The sequence below is a fragment of the Azospirillum sp. OGB3 genome (assembly GCF_014192915.1).
Taxonomy (GTDB): domain Bacteria; phylum Pseudomonadota; class Alphaproteobacteria; order Azospirillales; family Azospirillaceae; genus Azospirillum.
In genome coordinates, this window is sequence record NZ_JACHYN010000014.1 from 43,722 (window position 1) to 60,393 (window position 16,672).

Annotated in this window: 17 protein-coding genes and 1 riboswitch; of the genes, 13 read left to right on the forward strand and 4 right to left on the reverse strand. The window is 69.7% G+C overall.

Going from position 1 to position 16,672, the window contains the following annotated elements; translation table 11 throughout:
• Positions 1–88: 88 nt before the first annotated feature.
• The 3 genes from FHW79_RS23460 to FHW79_RS23470 all read left to right on the forward strand — a co-directional run bounded on the left by FHW79_RS23460 (position 89) and on the right by FHW79_RS23470 (position 2,722).
• On the forward strand, positions 89–1,132 hold the full coding sequence (locus tag FHW79_RS23460) for a GMP reductase (RefSeq protein WP_183181133.1): 1,044 nt from the start codon (positions 89–91) through the stop codon (positions 1,130–1,132).
• Between the two features lie 157 nt (positions 1,133–1,289).
• Positions 1,290–2,558 carry a UDP-galactopyranose mutase gene (gene glf / locus FHW79_RS23465; protein WP_183181134.1) on the forward strand — a complete coding sequence of 423 codons (1,269 nt, stop codon included), beginning with the start codon at positions 1,290–1,292 and terminating at the stop codon, positions 2,556–2,558.
• Positions 2,555–2,722, forward strand: coding sequence for a hypothetical protein (locus tag FHW79_RS23470; RefSeq protein ID WP_183181135.1), 168 nt, complete (start codon positions 2,555–2,557; stop codon positions 2,720–2,722). The genes glf and FHW79_RS23470 overlap by 4 nt, the downstream gene beginning before the upstream one ends.
• Positions 2,723–2,773: 51 nt before the next feature.
• Here FHW79_RS23470 and nadC read toward each other — a convergent pair whose 3' ends face one another.
• From nadC to FHW79_RS23490, 4 genes are all read right to left on the reverse strand, one after another.
• Positions 2,774–3,607 carry a carboxylating nicotinate-nucleotide diphosphorylase gene (gene nadC / locus FHW79_RS23475; protein ID WP_183181136.1) on the reverse strand — a complete coding sequence of 278 codons (834 nt, stop codon included), beginning with the start codon at positions 3,605–3,607 and terminating at the stop codon, positions 2,774–2,776.
• A complete protein-coding gene (locus FHW79_RS23480; RefSeq protein ID WP_183181137.1) occupies positions 3,592–5,214 on the reverse strand; it encodes an L-aspartate oxidase in 1,623 nt (540 codons plus the stop codon). The genes nadC and FHW79_RS23480 overlap by 16 nt, the downstream gene beginning before the upstream one ends.
• Positions 5,215–5,408: 194 nt before the next feature.
• Positions 5,409–6,419, reverse strand: coding sequence for a quinolinate synthase NadA (gene nadA / locus FHW79_RS23485; RefSeq protein WP_183181138.1), 1,011 nt, complete (start codon positions 6,417–6,419; stop codon positions 5,409–5,411).
• A gap of 101 nt (positions 6,420–6,520) precedes the next feature.
• Positions 6,521–6,883 (reverse strand): hypothetical protein, encoded by a 363-nt coding sequence (locus tag FHW79_RS23490; protein ID WP_183181139.1) that lies wholly within the window; start codon positions 6,881–6,883, stop codon positions 6,521–6,523.
• Between the two features lie 94 nt (positions 6,884–6,977).
• On the opposite strand from FHW79_RS23490, the gene FHW79_RS23495 reads away from it, so the two are divergent.
• The 10 genes from FHW79_RS23495 (at position 6,978) to FHW79_RS23540 (ending at position 16,440) form a co-directional block, all read left to right on the forward strand.
• On the forward strand, positions 6,978–7,583 hold the full coding sequence (locus tag FHW79_RS23495; protein WP_183181140.1) for a biotin/lipoate--protein ligase family protein: 606 nt from the start codon (positions 6,978–6,980) through the stop codon (positions 7,581–7,583).
• Entirely contained in the window at positions 7,580–8,104 is a 525-nt protein-coding gene (locus tag FHW79_RS23500; protein ID WP_183181141.1) for a DUF3305 domain-containing protein, read from the forward strand. Before FHW79_RS23495 ends, FHW79_RS23500 begins: the two co-directional genes overlap by 4 nt.
• Positions 8,097–8,675, forward strand: coding sequence for a DUF3306 domain-containing protein (locus FHW79_RS23505; protein WP_183181142.1), 579 nt, complete (start codon positions 8,097–8,099; stop codon positions 8,673–8,675). The genes FHW79_RS23500 and FHW79_RS23505 overlap by 8 nt, the downstream gene beginning before the upstream one ends.
• A gap of 134 nt (positions 8,676–8,809) precedes the next feature.
• Positions 8,810–9,490, forward strand: coding sequence for a molecular chaperone TorD family protein (locus FHW79_RS23510; RefSeq protein WP_183181143.1), 681 nt, complete (start codon positions 8,810–8,812; stop codon positions 9,488–9,490).
• Positions 9,480–9,689: a twin-arginine translocation signal domain-containing protein gene (locus tag FHW79_RS23515; RefSeq protein ID WP_183181144.1), complete on the forward strand. Its 210-nt coding sequence runs from the start codon at positions 9,480–9,482 to the stop codon at positions 9,687–9,689. Before FHW79_RS23510 ends, FHW79_RS23515 begins: the two co-directional genes overlap by 11 nt.
• Before the next feature lie 31 nt (positions 9,690–9,720).
• Complete coding sequence (locus tag FHW79_RS23520) at positions 9,721–12,639, forward strand: formate dehydrogenase subunit alpha (RefSeq protein WP_183181145.1); 2,919 nt, start codon at positions 9,721–9,723, stop codon at positions 12,637–12,639.
• A 25-nt stretch (positions 12,640–12,664) separates the two neighbouring features.
• A complete protein-coding gene (gene fdh3B / locus FHW79_RS23525; RefSeq protein WP_145705758.1) occupies positions 12,665–13,300 on the forward strand; it encodes a formate dehydrogenase FDH3 subunit beta in 636 nt (211 codons plus the stop codon).
• Positions 13,301–13,459: 159 nt separating this feature from the next.
• Positions 13,460–14,464, forward strand: a complete 1,005-nt coding sequence (locus FHW79_RS23530) for a formate dehydrogenase subunit gamma (protein ID WP_183181146.1) — start codon at positions 13,460–13,462, stop codon at positions 14,462–14,464.
• A gap of 74 nt (positions 14,465–14,538) precedes the next feature.
• Complete coding sequence (locus FHW79_RS23535) at positions 14,539–15,822, forward strand: acetylornithine deacetylase/succinyl-diaminopimelate desuccinylase family protein (protein WP_183181147.1); 1,284 nt, start codon at positions 14,539–14,541, stop codon at positions 15,820–15,822.
• A 42-nt stretch (positions 15,823–15,864) separates the two neighbouring features.
• Positions 15,865–16,440, forward strand: a complete 576-nt coding sequence (locus FHW79_RS23540) for a hypothetical protein (RefSeq protein ID WP_183181148.1) — start codon at positions 15,865–15,867, stop codon at positions 16,438–16,440.
• Between the two features lie 72 nt (positions 16,441–16,512).
• Positions 16,513–16,642: riboswitch (TPP riboswitch) on the forward strand.
• The last annotated feature ends 30 nt before the right edge of the window (positions 16,643–16,672 follow it).

Consider the following 16,672-nt stretch of genomic DNA (forward strand, 5'->3'; position numbering starts at 1 on the left):
GAATCTCCCTCCCCTGCGCAGCGGGGGAGGGCCGGGGTGGGGGCAATAACGCCTCCGCAACGACGAGAACGACAAGGACGACCCGCCGGTGATCATCGAGAACGATCTGAAGCTGGACTTCAAGGACGTGCTGATCCGCCCGAAGCGCAGCACCCTGGAAAGCCGCAACGACGTGGACATCGAGCGGACCTTCCGCTTCGTCCACAGCGGGCTGGAATGGACGGGCTTTCCGCTGATCGCGGCCAACATGGACGTGGTCGGCACCATGGCCGTCGCCCGCGCCCTGTCGCGCTTCGGCGCGATGACCGCGCTGCACAAGCACTATCCGGCCGAAGCCCTGATCCCCTTCTTCCGCGATGAGGACACGGCCAACGTCTTCTACTCGCTGGGCACGACGGAGTCCGACTACGACAAGTTCCAGGCGGTGAAGGCCAAGGCCCCGGTGGCCAAGCTCTGTCTGGACGTCGCCAACGGCTACACGGAACGCTTCGTGCGGGTCATCGGCCGATTGCGGACGGAGAATCCGGACATGGTCATCATGGCCGGCAACGTGGTGACCGGCGACATGACCGAGGCGCTGGTGCTCGCCGGGGCCGACATCATCAAGGTCGGGATCGGGCCGGGGTCGGTCTGCACCACCCGCAAGATGACCGGCGTCGGCTACCCGCAGCTCTCCGCCATCATCGAATGCGCCGACGCCGCGCACGGGCTGAAGGGGCAGGTCTGCGGCGACGGCGGCTGCACGGTGCCGGGCGACATCTCCAAGGCTTACGGCGCCGGTTCGGACTTTGTGATGCTCGGCGGCATGCTGGCTGGCCACGACGAGTGCGAGGGCGACATCCGCTACGAGGAGCGCGACGGGCGGAAGGTGCCGGTGGCGATGACCTTCTACGGCATGTCGTCCGACACGGCGATGCACAAGTACGCGGGCGGCGTCGCCTCCTACCGCGCGTCGGAGGGCAAGACCGTGGAGGTCCCCTACCGCGGACCGATCGACGGCACGATGCAGGAGATCATGGGCGGCGTGCGCAGCATGATGACCTACATCGGCGCCACCAAGCTGAAGGAGGTGTCGAAGCGGACCACCTTCGTCCGCGTCGGCGCGCAGCTCAACACCGTCTTCGGAGGCTGATGCCACAGGAGGTACCCTGCAACGGTACCTCCTTCTCGACCGCCCCCGCCCGGAACCACCGGCGGCTTCCACCGTTCGCAGGATGTGCGGACGGGTGGGGCGCCGGACGGCTTGCCCCCCTTGTCCGCCTTTTGGCGGGACGAGGAAGGCAGAGCTTATGCGTGATTTCGATGGAGCCGCTCCGGCTCCCACCGGACCGGCTTATGTGGGGCGGACGGACGGGCCGGCGGTTTTCGATTACCTGATCGTCGGGGCGGGTTTCGCCGGCAGCGTTCTGGCGGAACGGCTGGCGGCGGGGCTGGACAAGCGGGTGCTGCTGATCGACCGGCGCCCGCACATCGGCGGCAACGCCTACGACCATCATGACGACGCGGGCGTGCTGATCCATCGCTACGGCCCGCACATCTTCCACACCAATTCGCAGCCGGTGGCGGACTATCTGTCCCGCTTCACCAAATGGCGCCCCTACGAGCACCGGGTGCTGGCCCACGTCGACGGGCAGCTCGTCCCGATCCCGATCAACCGGACGACGGTCAACCAGCTCTACGGGCTGGCCCTCGATGAGGCCGGGGTCGCAGAATTCCTCAAGAGCCGCGCGGAACCGGTGGCCGACGTCCGCACGTCGGAGGACGTGGTGGTCGGCGCGGTCGGGCGGGAGCTGTACGAGAAGTTCTTCCGCGGCTACACCCGCAAGCAATGGGGCCTCGACCCGTCGGACCTCGACAAGGCGGTGACGGCGCGGGTGCCGACGCGGACCAACGACGACGACCGCTACTTCGGCGACAGCTTTCAGAACATGCCGCTGCACGGCTACACGCGGATGTTCGAGAACATGCTCGACCACCCGAACATCACCATTCGGCTGGGCGTCGATTTCCGCGACGTGGTGAAGGACGCGCGCTACCGCAACCTGATCTTCACGGGCCCGGTGGACGAGTATTTCGAGTACCGTTTCGGCAAGCTGCCCTACCGGTCCCTGACCTTCCGGCACGAGACGGTGGACCAGGAATGGTTCCAGCCCGTCGCCGTGGTGAACTACCCCGGCGAGGAGGTGCCGCACACCCGCATCACCGAATACAAGCACCTGACCGGCCAGACGAACCCGCGGACCAGCCTGACCTACGAATACCCGTCGGCGGAGGGCGACCCCTACTATCCGATCCCCCGCGCGGAGAACGCCGCCTTGTACCGCAAGTACCAGGAGCTGGCCGACGCGACGCCGAACGTCCATTTCGTCGGGCGGCTGGCGACCTACCGCTACTACAACATGGATCAGGTGGTGGCGCAGGCGCTGGCGCTCTACACCCGCATCGCCAAGGCCGAGGGCGCCGTGGCGGAGGGTGCGCGCGGCATTTCCGGGATCGGCGCCGCTTCGCCGGCCGCACCATCGTCCGCTCCGGTCCACAGCAGGAGGGAAGCGTCATGAAAGCGTTCGGAATGGCCCTGGCCGCCGCCGTCGTCCTCGCCATCGGCGCCAGCGTGATCCTGGAAGGCACGCTGGGCCGCACCGCCGACGAGACTTTCGCCGCCCCCTCGGTCCGGCTGAGCGAGGACAACACGGTGCAGCACCGGAACTTCATGGGTCATTGAGGGCTGCGTTTCGGGAGGAGGGGACAGCGCGTCCCCTCCCCATTCAGTCCCTTACATGTCCAGCCCGACGTCCAGGTTCGGCGCGCTGTGGGTCAACCAGCCGACCGAGATCATGTCCACGCCCGCCTCCGCGATGGCCCGCACGGTGGACAGGGTGACGTTGCCCGACGCCTCCGTCACCATGCGGCCGTCGACCATGGCGACGGCGCGGCGCAGCGTCTGCGGGTCCATGTTGTCGAGCAGGACGACGTCGACCGGCAGGGTCAGCAGTTCCTCCAACTGTGCCAGAGTGTCCACCTCGACCTCCACTTTCACCATGTGGCCGATGGCGGCGCGGACGCGCTCGACCGCCGGGCGGATGCCGCCGGCCACGGCGATGTGGTTGTCCTTGACCAGCACCGCGTCGTCGAGCCCGAAGCGGTGGTTGAAGCCGCCGCCCAGCCGCACCGCCTGCTTTTCAAGGACTCGCAGGCCGGGGGTGGTCTTGCGGGTGCAGACGATGCGGGCGCGGGTCCCCTCGACCTCACGCACCAGCGCGCGGGTGGCGGTGGCGATGCCGGACAGGCGGCCCAGGAGGTTCAGCGCCGTGCGCTCCGCCGTCAGCAGGGCGCGGGCGCGGGCCGTCACGGTGGCGATGGTGGCGCCGGGGGCCACGTCGGCGCCGTCGCCATGCTCCACCCGCAGCTCCGCCGCCGGGTCGAGCATGCGGAAGGCGGACAGGGCGACCTCCAGCCCGGCGACTCGCCCGTCCTTGCGCGCGGCCACCCGCGCCGTCGCCACGGCGTCCGCCGGGACGATGCTGTCGGTCGTGATGTCGCCGGCCCGCCCGAGGTCCTCCGCCAGAGCGGCGCGGACGATCGGTTCATAGGTCAGAGGATGGAGCATGCGGCGTCTCCGGAAAGCGGGGCGGCGGCCCCGGTCAGATCGGTGAGGGTGAAGCGATGGCGCTGCGCCGCCGGGTCCTCCTGCGGGAAGTCGGTGCGGAAATGCGCCCCGCGGCTTTCGCTGCGGGCGAGTGCTGCGTGGACGATCAGCCGCCCGGCCAGCAGGCGGTTGCGCGTCTCGCCCCAGCGGCGGACGGCGGCGAGGTCCGCCGGGCCGCCGCCGCACAGCGCGTCGAGCGCCACGGCGAGCCGGTCCAGCTTGCGCCGGGCGGTCCACAGCCCCACCCCGTCGCGCACCAGCCCGGCGCCCTGGTAGAGCGTGCGGCGGGATTCATCGGTGATGGCGTCGAGCAGGCCGGCCCCGATCTCCCCGGCGACGGCCGGGGCATCGGGCAGGGCGAAAGGCGGCAGGGGTGGCAGGTCCCGCCCGGCCACGTCGCGGGCCACCCGCGCACCGAACACCAGCGCCTCCAGCAGGGAATTGCTGGCCAGCCGGTTGGCGCCGTGGACGCCGGTGCAGGCGGCCTCGCCGCAGGCCCACAGCCCGTCCAGGCTGGTCCGCCCGGCCGAATCGGTGACCACCCCGCCCATGTGGTAATGCGCCGCCGGGGCGACCGGCACCGGCTCCTGCCACGGGTCCAGCCCATGGGCGGCGCAGAGCGCCAGCACGGTGGGAAAACCGTCCGGCTTGCCGGCCAGCGCCGGACGCAGATCCAGCCGCACCGGCTCGCCCGCCGCGACGCGGGCGCCGATGGCGCGGGCCACGACGTCGCGCGGGGCCAGTTCGGCCAGCGGGTGCTCCGCCGCCATGAAGCGGGTGCCGCGGCGGTCGAGCAGCACCGCTCCGGCGCCGCGCAACGCCTCGGTCAGCAGGGGGGCAGGGTCGGCGTCCACGGCGAGCGCCGTGGGGTGGAACTGCACGAACTCCACGTCGGCGAGCAGCGCCCCGGCCCGCGCGGCCAGCGCCAACCCGTCGCCGGTCGCCTCCGGCGGGTTGGTGGTGCGGGCGTAGGCCCCGCCGACCCCGCCGGTCGCCAGCACCACGCGCGGCGCGCGGTGGAACACCCAGCCTTCGGAATGGCAGGCCAGCACGCCGCAGACCCGCCCATGGCGCACCGCCAGATCGACGGCGAAGGCGTTGCTCTCCACCCGGATCGACGGGGTGGCGCGCACCCGCTCGGCCAGGGCGGCGACCAGGGTCGCCCCGGTGGCGTCGCCGCCGGCATGGACGATGCGCGCCGCCCCGTGCGCCGCCTCCCGCCCCAGCAGGGGCGCGCCGTCGGCGGCGCGGTCGAAGGGCAGCCCGGCGAGAAGCAGTGCCCGCACCCGCTCCGCCCCCTCGCGGGTCAGCAGCAGGGCGCGGTTCGCGTCGACGAAGCCGGCGCCGGCGGCCACCGTGTCGGCGGCGTGCGCCTCCGGCCCGTCGCCGGGACCGATGGCGGCGGCAATGCCGCCCTGGGCGTGGTTGCTGGAGCCGCCCGGCAGGTCCGGGGTCTTGGTCAGCAGCGTGACGGCGCGCGGCGCCAGATGCAGGGCGGCGGTCAGCCCAGCCATGCCGGAGCCGATGACGACCACCTCCGAATCGCGGACCGTGTAAGGGGTGGGCATGGAAAGCCTCCCGACGAGAGGGAATTATGACGAGAGCATCCCCTCTCCCGTCCCGGGAGAGGGAGGGGCCCGCCGCGACGCGGCGGGAGGGTGAGGGTACCGGCAAGGATCAGCGCCCTGATCCTCGCGCGACCCTCACCCGGCCCTGCGGGCCACCCTCTCCCGGGACGGGAGAGGGGATGGACGATGGAGGATCAGCGCGGCTTCACCGCCAGCATCCGTTCCACCGAACGGCGGGCGCGGTCGGCCACCTCCGGCGCGATGGTCACCTGCGGTTCCAGCGTGCGCAGGCTGTGCAGGATGTTCGCCAGCGTGATCTTCTTCATATGCGGGCACAGGTTGCAGGGCCGCACGAACTCCGTCTCCGGCGAGGCGGCGGCGACGTTGTCGCTCATCGAGCATTCGGTGACCATCAGCACGCGCGGCGGGCGGCGGTCCGTCACGAAATCAACCATGCGGGCGGTGGAGCCGACGAAGTCCGCCGCCTCCAGGACGTCGGGCGGGCATTCCGGGTGGGCGATGACGATCAGCTCGTCGAAGCGTCCGCGGAACTCGCGGATCTCGTCGCCGGTGAACCGCTCGTGCACCTCGCAATGGCCCTTCCAGGCGATGATCTCGACACTGGTCTGGGTGGCGACGTATTTCGCCAGATACTCGTCGGGCAGCATGATGACGCGCGGCGCGCCCAGCGATTCCACCACCTCCACCGCGTTGCCGGAGGTGCAGCAGATGTCCACCTCCGCCTTCACGTCGGCCGAGGTGTTGACGTAGGCGACCACCGGCACGCCCGGATAGCGCTCGCGCAGCAGCCGCACGTCGGCGGCGGTGATCGATTCGGCCAGCGAGCAGCCCGCCCCGGTGTCGGGGATCAGCACCGTCTTGGCCGGGTTCAGCAGCTTCGCCGTCTCCGCCATGAAATGCACGCCGGCGAGCACGATCACGTCGGCGTCGGTCTCGGTCGCCCGCGCGGCCAGCGCCAGGCTGTCGCCGACGATGTCGGCTACGCCGTGGAAGATCTCCGGCGTCTGGTAGTTGTGGGCGAGGATCACCGCGTTGCGCTCGCGCTTCAGGCGGTTGATCTCATGGACCAGCGGGGCGTGGAACGGCCATTCGACGGCGGGCATCACGCGCTTCAGGCGCTCGTAGATCGGCTGCGTCGCCGCGGCGATGTCGGGCGTGTAGGCAAGGCCGGCGGTGTCGCGCATGGCGCAGTCCTTTAATGCTCGTTGTGAGCAAAACCATAAATGCTCGATCAGAGCATATCAAGAAGAAAAGAGTGCGTTGCGCGGAACGTCGGTGATTCGTCCTACTTGGCTTCCTGGCTGCTCAGGTCCGAGGGGTTCTCGGAGCGGGTCGGCTCGTGCCCCATGTCGGGCTCGCTGGCCCATTGGTTCGGCCGCGGCACCGGGTTGCCCTGGAGGTCGGGCGGCGCCCGGCGGACGTCGGCCAGGGCCTGCTGAAGCTCCGCCCCCTGGGTTTCCCCGCTGGTGGTGGCCTTGGGCGCGCGGACACCCTGCTGGTTGGGCGGCGGCTCCTGGCTCTGCTGCACCTTGATGTCGTTGGACAGCGACTCCTTGGTGGCTTCCTGGGCGATGACGTTGCCGGTCATCAGCAGACCGGCGATCAGACCGGAGGAAATGAGGCCGGTGGACATGAAAGCGGCGAGCAAGGTGGCGGACTCCTCTGGGCAAAGGGGGGACAAGGCCGTCCCACCCACCAACAGGCGTTGGCACCAACCCTCCCGTTCACGCGTTATCAGGGGTATGGACCCGACCGATACCCCAACCCTGCCGCCCATTTTCCGGCCTTGGCCCGCCGAGGCGGACGGCCCCCTCGCCACCGCCCGCCGCTTCGCCGCGGAGGGGGCGGCGCCTGGCACGCTTGTCCACAACGGCCGGCGCGACCGGCTGGATGTGGCGGTGGTGCTGGTTCCCGACCGGCCGGACGCCGGCGACGGCCTCGCCGCCGTCACCCTGGTCGCGCTGGCCGACGCGCTGGAGGCGCTGGGGCCGCCAAACCAGACCATCCGCTTCGATGGCGCGGGCCGCCTGCTGCTGAACGGCGCGGTGGCCGGCGGCGTGACCGTCGCGCTGGGCCCCGGCGCCGAGGACGGGCTTCCCGCCTGGGCCGTGGTCGGCGCGGAGCTGGAGGTTCTCGGCGATCCGGACGATCCCGACCCGGGGCGCCACCCCGACCGCACGGCGCTGCGCGAGGAGGGTTTCGGCGACACCGACGCCGTGGCGGTGCTGGAGAGCTTCACCCGGCATCTCCTGACCTGGATCGACCGCTGGATGGATGCGGGCTTCGAGCCGGTGCGGCGGGTCTGGGAACAGCGGCTGGTCCGCAAGGCAGAGGAGACGCGGCCATGACCGGACAGGCCGAACGGCGCGGCGTCGGCATCACGGTGGAGCGCCAGCGCATCGACAACCCGTGGGTGGACGCGCGCTGGCGGGTGACCGGTGCCCTGCCGGCGCTGCCCGACCGCGCGCCCTGGACCGTGCTGGCGCAGGACGGTGAGCGCACCGGCTATTACGCGGGTGCGGCGGAGATCGTGCTCCATCCCGGCGAAACGGAGAACTATGTCGAGAATCTGAAGGGCGGCCACCCGATGCTCTACGTCATCCTGCGCCGTTGCGCAGAGGAACCGGGGCTGCGGCTGCTCGCCGTCACCGTCGATCCCGGCGAGGTCGACGCCCATTCCGACGCGGGTGACGACCTGATCGAAGCGATTCCCCTGCCGCCCGATCTCGCGGCGTGGATGCGCGATTTCGTCGCCCGCCACCACACCGAACGGCCCTTCTACAAGCGCCAGCGCGACCGCGCCGACCCGGAGGCGCTGGCCCGCCGCGCCCCCGTTGCTCAGTCTGGAAAGGATCGGCGCCATGGATGACCGTGCCGTGGAGGACGGGTCCGAAGGCTTCCTGTCCCGCTGGTCCCGCCGCAAGCAGGAGGCGCGCGCGCTTCCCGTCGAAACCCCCGAGCCGCAGGCGGAGCGGGATGCGGTGGTGAAGCCGCAGGCCGCCGCCGTTCCGCCGCCGGAACCCTTCGACCCGGAGAGCCTGCCGCCGGTGGAGAGCCTGGGCGCGGACAGCGACTACACCGGCTTTCTCGCGAGCAACGTCCCGCAGGAGCTGAAACGGCTGGCCCTGCGCAAGGCTTGGACCAGCGACCCGGTGATCGCGGGCTTCCGCGGCTTCGCCGAGTATGATTGGGACTGCAACGCCCCCGGTTACGGCAAGCTGCTCGACACCGACCGCATCGCCGACCTGCTGGACCGCATCGCCACCGATGAGAAACCGCCGGAGGAGGAGAAGGCGGAGGAGGTGGTGGTTGCTGGGGTGGATGAGGTTGAGGGGGAGGATGCACTTGCCCCCACCCCGGCCCTCCCCCGCTGCGCAGGGGAGGGGGATGATTGCGAAGCGGCGGCAGTCCCCTCCCCTGCGAAAGCGGGGGAGGGTTAGGGTGGGGGCAGCACCCAAGCACGAAGACAACCCCACCACCCCGCCTGGACTGCGCAACCTTTGAGCAATCCCGCTGTTGTCGCTGATGAGCCGGACCTTAACCGGCCACGGAAAAGGCGAAGCGGGGCAAGGGAATGGCGGAAACGGCCATCATCGACGACGCGGATCGGCTGCGGGCGCAGGCGTACGGCCTGCTGGCCCACCTGTTGGCGCGTCCGCCGTCGCGAGACCTGCTGGGCACGATCGGCGCGCTGGCCGGCGACGGCTCGCCGCTGGGGCGGGCCATCAGCGATCTGGCCGTACGCGCCCGTACGCTCGCCGACGACCCGGACGGCGAACGCCGGGCCGAGCGCGAGTACCATGAACTGTTCCTCGGGGTGACGCGCGGCGAGCTGGTTCCCTTCGCCTCCTACTACCGCACCGGCTTCCTGATCGACCGGCCGCTCGCCCGCCTGCGCGAGGACATGCAGGCGCTGGGCATCGAGCGCGCCCCCGGCGTCAGCGAGCCCGAAGACCACATCGCCGCCATCGCCGAGATCATGGGCGCGCTGGCCGCCGGAACCGTCGGAACGGCGGACGGCGAGCCGGACCTGCCGCTCCAGAAGCGCTTCTTTGAGCGCCACCTCGCCCCCTGGGCGGGGCGCTTCTTCCAGGACCTGGAGGAGGCGTCGGCGGCGCACCTCTACCGGCCCCTGGGCACCTTCGGGCGGCTGTTCCTGGACATCGAGACCAACGCCTTCGCGATGATCGCGTCCGCCCCTTCGGGCGCGCCGCGCGGGGCCGACCAGCGGGAGGGCACGATCCATGCACCGTGATGACAGCCAGAAGAAAACCGGGCTGGAACGCCGCAGCCTGCTGAAGGGCCTCGGGCTCGGTGCGGCGGGGGCCGCCGCCGCGGCCGCGACCCTGCGCGCCGCTCCGGCGGAAGCGATGGAATCGCGGCAGGAGCAGGTGAAGTCCCGCTACCGCGAGACCGAACATGTGAAGCGTTTCTACGCGCTGAACCGACTCTGACCGCGACGTTTCTTATCCAAAGGGCCGCCCCATGCTCGTCAAGCGCAACGCCGGAACCGCCGCCACCCGCGCCTCCCTGTCCCGCCGCCTGAACGGACTGTCCGCGGGCACCGCCGGGCTGGGAGAAACCGTCGACCGCCGCGGCTTCCTGAAAACCTCCGGCCTCGCCGCCGGGGGCATGGCGGCGCTGGGTGCGCTGCCCGCCGCGATGATCCAGAAGGCCGAGGCCGGGCCGACCCTGCCCAACGTCGAGGTCGTCACCCGCAAGAACGTCTGCACCCACTGCTCCGTCGGCTGCACGGTGATCGCGGAGGTGCAGAACGGCGTGTGGACCGGGCAGGAGCCGGGCTGGGAAAGCCCGATCAGCCAGGGCGCGCATTGCGCGAAGGGCGCCTCGGTGCGCGAGCTGACCAAGGGCGAGCGGCGGGTGAAATACCCGATGAAGCTGGTGGATGGCCAGTGGCAGCGCATCTCCTGGGACCAGGCCATCGAGGAGATCGGGACCAAGCTGCTGGAGATCCGCGAGCAGTCCGGGCCGGACGCCACCTTCTGGCTCGGCTCCGCCAAATTCTCCAACGAGGGGGCCTATCTGTTCCGCAAGCTGGCGGCCTTCTGGGGAACCAACAACGTCGATCATCAGGCGCGCATCTGCCACAGCACCACGGTCGCCGGGGTGGCGAACACCTGGGGCTACGGCGCGATGACCAACAGCTACAACGACATCCAGAATTCCAAGGCGCTGCTGATCATCGGCGGCAACCCGGCGGAGGCCCACCCCGTCTCGCTGCCGCACATGCTGCGCGGGAAGGAGCACAACCGCGCGCCCTTCATCGTCATCGATCCGCGCTTCACCCGCACCGCCGCCCACGCCACCGACTATGTGCGCATCCGCCCCGGCACCGACATCCCGGTCACCTGGGGCATCCTCTGGCACATCTTCGAGAACGGCTGGGAGGACAAGGAATACATCCGCCAGCGCGTCTACGGCATGGACGAGATCCGCGCCGAGGTGAAGAAGTGGGACCCCGCCACGGTGGAGCGGGTCAGCGGCGTGCCCGGCGAGCAGCTCTACCGCGTGGCGGAGGCGCTGGCGAAGAACCGGCCGTCCACCGTCATCTGGTGCATGGGCATCACCCAGAAGACCACCGGCACCGCCAACGTCCGCGCCCTGTCGATCCTGCAACTGGCGCTGGGCAACATCGGCACGGCCGGCGGCGGGGCGAACATCTACCGCGGCCACTGCAACGTGCAGGGCGCCACCGACTTCGGGCTCGACGTCTCCACGCTGCCCTCCTACTACGGGCTGGCCGAGGGGGCGTGGAAGCATTTCTGCCGCGTCTGGGACGTCGATTACGACTGGATGAAGGCCCGCTTCTCCTCAAAGGAGCTGATGGAGGCCAAGGGCATCCCGACCACCCGCTGGTTCGACGGCGTCACCTACAAGCCGGAGGAGATCCAGCAGCCGTCGCCGCTGAAGGCGATGGTCGTCTTCGGCCACGGCGGCAACACCGTGACCCGGATGCCGGAGATGCTGAAGGGGCTGGAGCAGCTGTCCCTGCTCGTCATCGCCGACCCGCACCCGACCACCTTCGCCGCCTTCAAGGAGCGCCGGAACGGCACCTACATCCTGCCGGCCTGCACCCAGTTCGAGACGGACGGTTCGCGCACCTGCTCCAACCGGTCGATGCAGTGGGGCGAGAAGGTCGTGGAGCCGATCTTCGAGTCCAAGGACGACTACACGATCATCTATCTGCTGGCCCGCAAGTTCGGCTTCGCCGACGAGATGTTCAAGCACATCACGGTGGAGGAGACCCGCCCGGTGCCGGAGGACATTCTGCGCGAGATCAACCGCGGCTGCCTGTCCACCGGCTACACCGGCCAGTCGCCGGAGCGGCTGAAGATGCACATGAAGCATCAGGCCGACTTCGACAAGATCACCATGCAGGCGACCAGCGGCCCGCTGAAGGGCGAGTATTACGGCCTGCCCTGGCCCTGCTGGGGCCATCCGGAGCTTCGCCACCCCGGCTGCGCCGTCCTCTACGACACTTCCAAGCATGTGATGGAGGGCGGCGGCGTCTTCCGCGCCCGCTTCGGGGTGGAGCGCAACGGCGTCAGCCTGCTCGCCGACGGCTCCTACTCCAAGGGGTCGGAGATCGAGGACGGCTATCCCGAATTCACCATGGCGATGCTGCGCAAGCTGGGCTGGGACAAGGACCTGACGGCGGAGGAGATGCGCGTCATCCAGGCCATCGGCGGCGACAAGGTGGACGAGGTGAGCTGGCAGACCGACCTGTCCATGGGCATCATCCGCGTCGCGATGAAGCACGGCTGCGTGCCGCACGGCAACGCCAAGGCGCGCGCCGTCGCCTGGAACCTGCCCGACCCGGTGCCGCTGCACCGCGAGCCGATCTACTCGCCGCGGCCGGAGCTGGTGAAGGAGTATCCGGCGATCGAGGACCGGCGCGACTACCGCCTGCCGCAGCTCGCCCGCTCGCTCCAGTTCAAGATCGCGGACAGCGACATCCGCCAGCGCTTCCCCTTCATCCTGACCTCCGGACGGCTGGTCGAGTATGAGGGCGGCGGCGAGGAGACCCGCTCCAACCCCTGGCTGGCCGAGCTGCAACAGACGATGTTCGTGGAGATCAACCCCAAGGACGCCGAGCGCCTGGGCATCCGCGACGGCGGCATGGTCTGGGTCTACGGGCCGGAGGACAACTCGAAGGCGCGGATGCGCGCGCTGGTGACCGAACGCATCGGCGCCGGCACGGTCTTCATGCCCTTCCACTTCTCCGGCTACTGGCAGGGCAACAGCCTGCGGGAGAACTACCCGCCGGGCACCGATCCCATCGTCCTGGGCGAGCCGGCCAACGGGGTGACGACCTACGGCTACGACCCCATGACCTTCATGCAGGAAACCAAGGTGACGCTTTGCCGCGTCGAACCGGCCTGACGCGCCGCAAGGAGGATGAGAAACCATGGCCCGCATGAAATTCCTGTGCGACGCGGAACGCTGCATCGAGTGCAACGCCTGCGTCACCGCCTGCAAGAACGAGCACGACATTCCCTGGGGCATCAACCGCCGCCGCGTCATCACGCTGAAGGACGGCGTGCCCGGCGAACGGTCGATCTCCATGGCCTGCATGCATTGCAACGACCCGCCCTGCGCCGCGGTCTGCCCGGTGGACTGCTTCTACCAGACGGCGGACGGGGTGGTGCTGCACTCGAAGGACCTGTGCATCGGCTGCGGCTACTGCTTCTACGCCTGCCCCTTCGGCGCGCCGCAGTACCCGCAGGCGACCAACTTCGGCGGGCGCGGCAAGATGGACAAGTGCACCTTCTGCACCGGCGGCCCGGAAGCGGACAACACGATGGAGGAGTACCAGAAATACGGCACCAACCGGCTGGCCGAGGGCAAGCTGCCGCTCTGCGCGGAGATGTGCTCCACCCGCGCGCTGATGGCCGGTGACGGCGAGGTTCTGGCCGACATCTACAAAGAGCGGACGGTGCGCCGCGGCTATGGCTCCGGCGCCTGGGGCTGGTCCACCGCCTATGGCCAGAACGACCGCGGCGACGCCTTCAGCCCGGGCCGCGAGGGAACGGGCGGGAGCTGAGGGGGTGGGGAAGTGATGCCCCCTCCCTAACCCTCCCCCGCTTTGCAGGGGAGGGGACAATTCTCCCTCCCCTGCAAAGCGGGGGAGGGCCGGGGTGGGGGCAAGCGTCCCCCGATCAAGCACCCCGCGAAGCGCATTTTCTCTAGGGAAGGACGCAACATGACGAAGCTCCTGCGCCCCCTGCTGGTCCTGTTCGTTCTGCTGCTCGCCGCCCCGGCGGTGCAGGCGCAGTTCTACCAGACGCCGGGGCCGACCTCGCCGACCTCGAAGGACGAGGTGCAGCTCTACCAGACGCCGGACGGCAAGCTGTCCGGGCGGGTCAGCATCCCCGACGAGAAGCTGGGCGTCCTGGTCCAGCCGGAGGGGCGGGAGTGGCGCGAGTTCCGCATGGTCTGGCTGAAGATCATCGCCGGCGCGCTGATCCTGGGGCCGATCGCGGTGCTGGCGATCTTCTACCTGATCCGCGGCACCATCCGCATCCATGGCGGCCGGTCGGGGCGTCCGGTGCCGCGCTTCAGCGGCATGGACCGCTTCGCCCACTGGACGACGGCGGTGAGCTTCCTGCTGATGGCGCTGACCGGGCTGATCCTGACCTTTGGGCGTATGCTGCTGATCCCGCTGATCGGCCACCCGAACTTCACGATGCTCGCGGAGGCCAGCAAGTACATGCACAATTTCTTCAGCGTGCCCTTCGTCCTCGGGCTGCTGATGATCTTCGTGCTGTGGGTGCGCGACAACATCCCGGAGAAGGCCGATCTGGTCTGGCTGAAGACCCTCGGCGGCGTGCTGAGCAAGTCCGGCGAGCATCCGGAGGCCGGGCGCTTCAACGCCGGCCAGAAGGGCGTCTTCTGGGCGGTGGTGTTCGGGGGCTTCGCGCTGTCGCTCACCGGCTTCCTGCTGATGATGCCCTTCGCCGTCACCGGGATCGGCGGCATGCAGATCCTGCATGTGGCGCACGGGGTGGTGGCCGCGCTGATGATCGCGCTGATCATCGGGCACATCTACATCGGCACCATCGGCATGGAGGGCGCCTTCGACGCCATGGGCAGCGGCGTGGTGGACGAGAACTGGGCCAAGGACCATCACCGCCGCTGGTACGAGGAGCAGCTCCGCAACGGGCAGGCCAACCAGGACGGGCGGCTGCGGCATCACGCGGCGGAGTGAGGCGCGGAACCTCTCGACAGGCGCGCCGGCATGACCGATCCTTCCGCGCGACGAATTGTGCGTGGGGGTGATGCATGCCGCTCGACCACCGGGAGTCGCTGTTCCGCCGCATCGCGGAGCGGCGCGACGACCTCGTCGCGCTGACCCGCGACCTGATCCGCATCCCCACCGTGAACCCGCCCGGCGACGTCTACACCGACTGCGCGGAGTTCCTCGGGCGGCGGCTGGCCGGGCGCGGCTTCCAGGTGGAGTATGTGCGGGCCGACGGGGCGCCGGGCGACAGCGACCGCTACCCGCGCACCAACGTCGTTGCCCGCATCGAGGGGCGCGAGCCCGGCCCCTGCGTGCACTTCAACGGCCACATCGACGTGGTGCCCGCCGGCCAGGGCTGGACGGTCGATCCTTTCGAAGGCGTCGTGAAGGACGGGCGCGTCTACGGCCGCGGCGCCTGCGACATGAAGGGCGGCATCGCCGCGTCCATCATCGCCGTCGAGTCCATCCTTGAATCGGGCATCCCCTTCCCCGGCGCGCTGGAAATCTCCGGCACGGTGGACGAGGAGTCCGGCGGCTACGGCGGGGTCGGGCATCTGGCGACGCTCGGCTACTTCTCCCGCCCACGGGTGGACCACGTCATCATCCCGGAGCCGCTGAACGTGGACCGGGTGTGCATCGGCCACCGCGGCGTCTGGTGGGCGGAGATCGAGACGAAGGGCCGCGTCGCCCATGGCTCCATGCCCTTCCTCGGCAACTGCGCGGTGCGTCACATGGGCGCCGTGCTGCACCGGATCGAGACGGAGCTGATCCCCCGCTTGGCCGCCAAGCGCACGACTATGCCGGTGGTCCCGGAGGGGGCGCGGCAATCCACCCTGAACATCAACGCCATCCATGGCGGCCAGCCCGAGGACCATGGCGGCCTGCCCAGCCCGATGGTGCCCGACCGCTGCCGCATGGTCATCGACCGCCGCTACCTGATCGAGGAGGACCCGGAGGAGGTGCGGGCGGAGATCGTCAGCATTCTGGAGGGTCTGCGCCGCGAGCGCCCCGGCTTCGACTACGAGCTGCGCGAGGTTCTGGCCTTCCTGCCCACCCTGACCGACGCCGACGCGCCGGTGGTGCGGGCGGTGGGGGCGGCCATCGAGACGGTGCTGGGCCGCCCGGCGGCGCAGGTGGTGTCCCCCGGCACCTACGACCAGAAGCACATCGCGCGGGTCGGGCATCTGAAGGACTGCATCGCCTACGGCCCCGGCATCCTCGACCTCGCCCACCAGCCGGACGAGTATGTGGACATCGACGACATGGTCCATTCCGCGCAGGTCATGGCGATGGCCGCCCTGTCGCTGCTGCGGCGGGAGGTGTAGGGTCGCGGTCGTGGCAACAACGGCTGGCGGGAAGCGCACGCGATGTCGGACCTGAAGCTCAACCTCGGCTGCGGCGACACGCGGCTTGCCGGTTATGTGAACGTGGACAAGTACGGCACCTTCGGGCCGGACATCGTGGCCGACCTGGAGGTCGTGCCCTGGCCGTTCGAGGAGAGCAGCGTCGCCGACGTCCAGCTCATCCACGCGCTGGAGCATATGGGCCAGACGACCGAGGGCTTCCTGAACATCATGAAGGAGCTGTACCGCGTCTGCCGCCACGGCGCGCGGGTCACCATCAAGGTGCCGCACCCGCGCAGCGAGGGCTATCTCGGCGACCCGACCCACGTCCGCCCGATCACGCCCAACGTGCTGAGCCTGTTCTCGATGGAGGAGAACCGGAAGTTCATCGAGCGCGGCTGGCCCAACACCCGGCTGGCCATGCATCTGAACGTCGATTTCCGTACGCTGTCGATCACCTACGCCCCGACCCCTCGCTGGCATCAGAAGCTGGCTTCCGGGGAGGTGACGAACCAGCAGGTGATGGAGGCGATGGAAAGCCAGAACAACGTCATCGACGAGATCGCCATGGTCCTGGAGGTGGTGAAGGCCGCCGCCTGAACCCGACCTCCCCGAACCCGACCTCCTTGAACCCGACCGGCTTGACGGGCGGGGGCGGGTCCCTTAGCTTGCGAATGTTCCCTGGGGGGCCTCGCTAGGAGGCTGAGACTCCGCCGGTCCGGCGCTTTCATCCGGACAACGCGGTGACCCATCGAACCTGATCCGGGTCATACCGGCGTAGGGACGGGACTGAAGGGCGGCACGGCGTACCCCCATTCCATCCAGACACCGC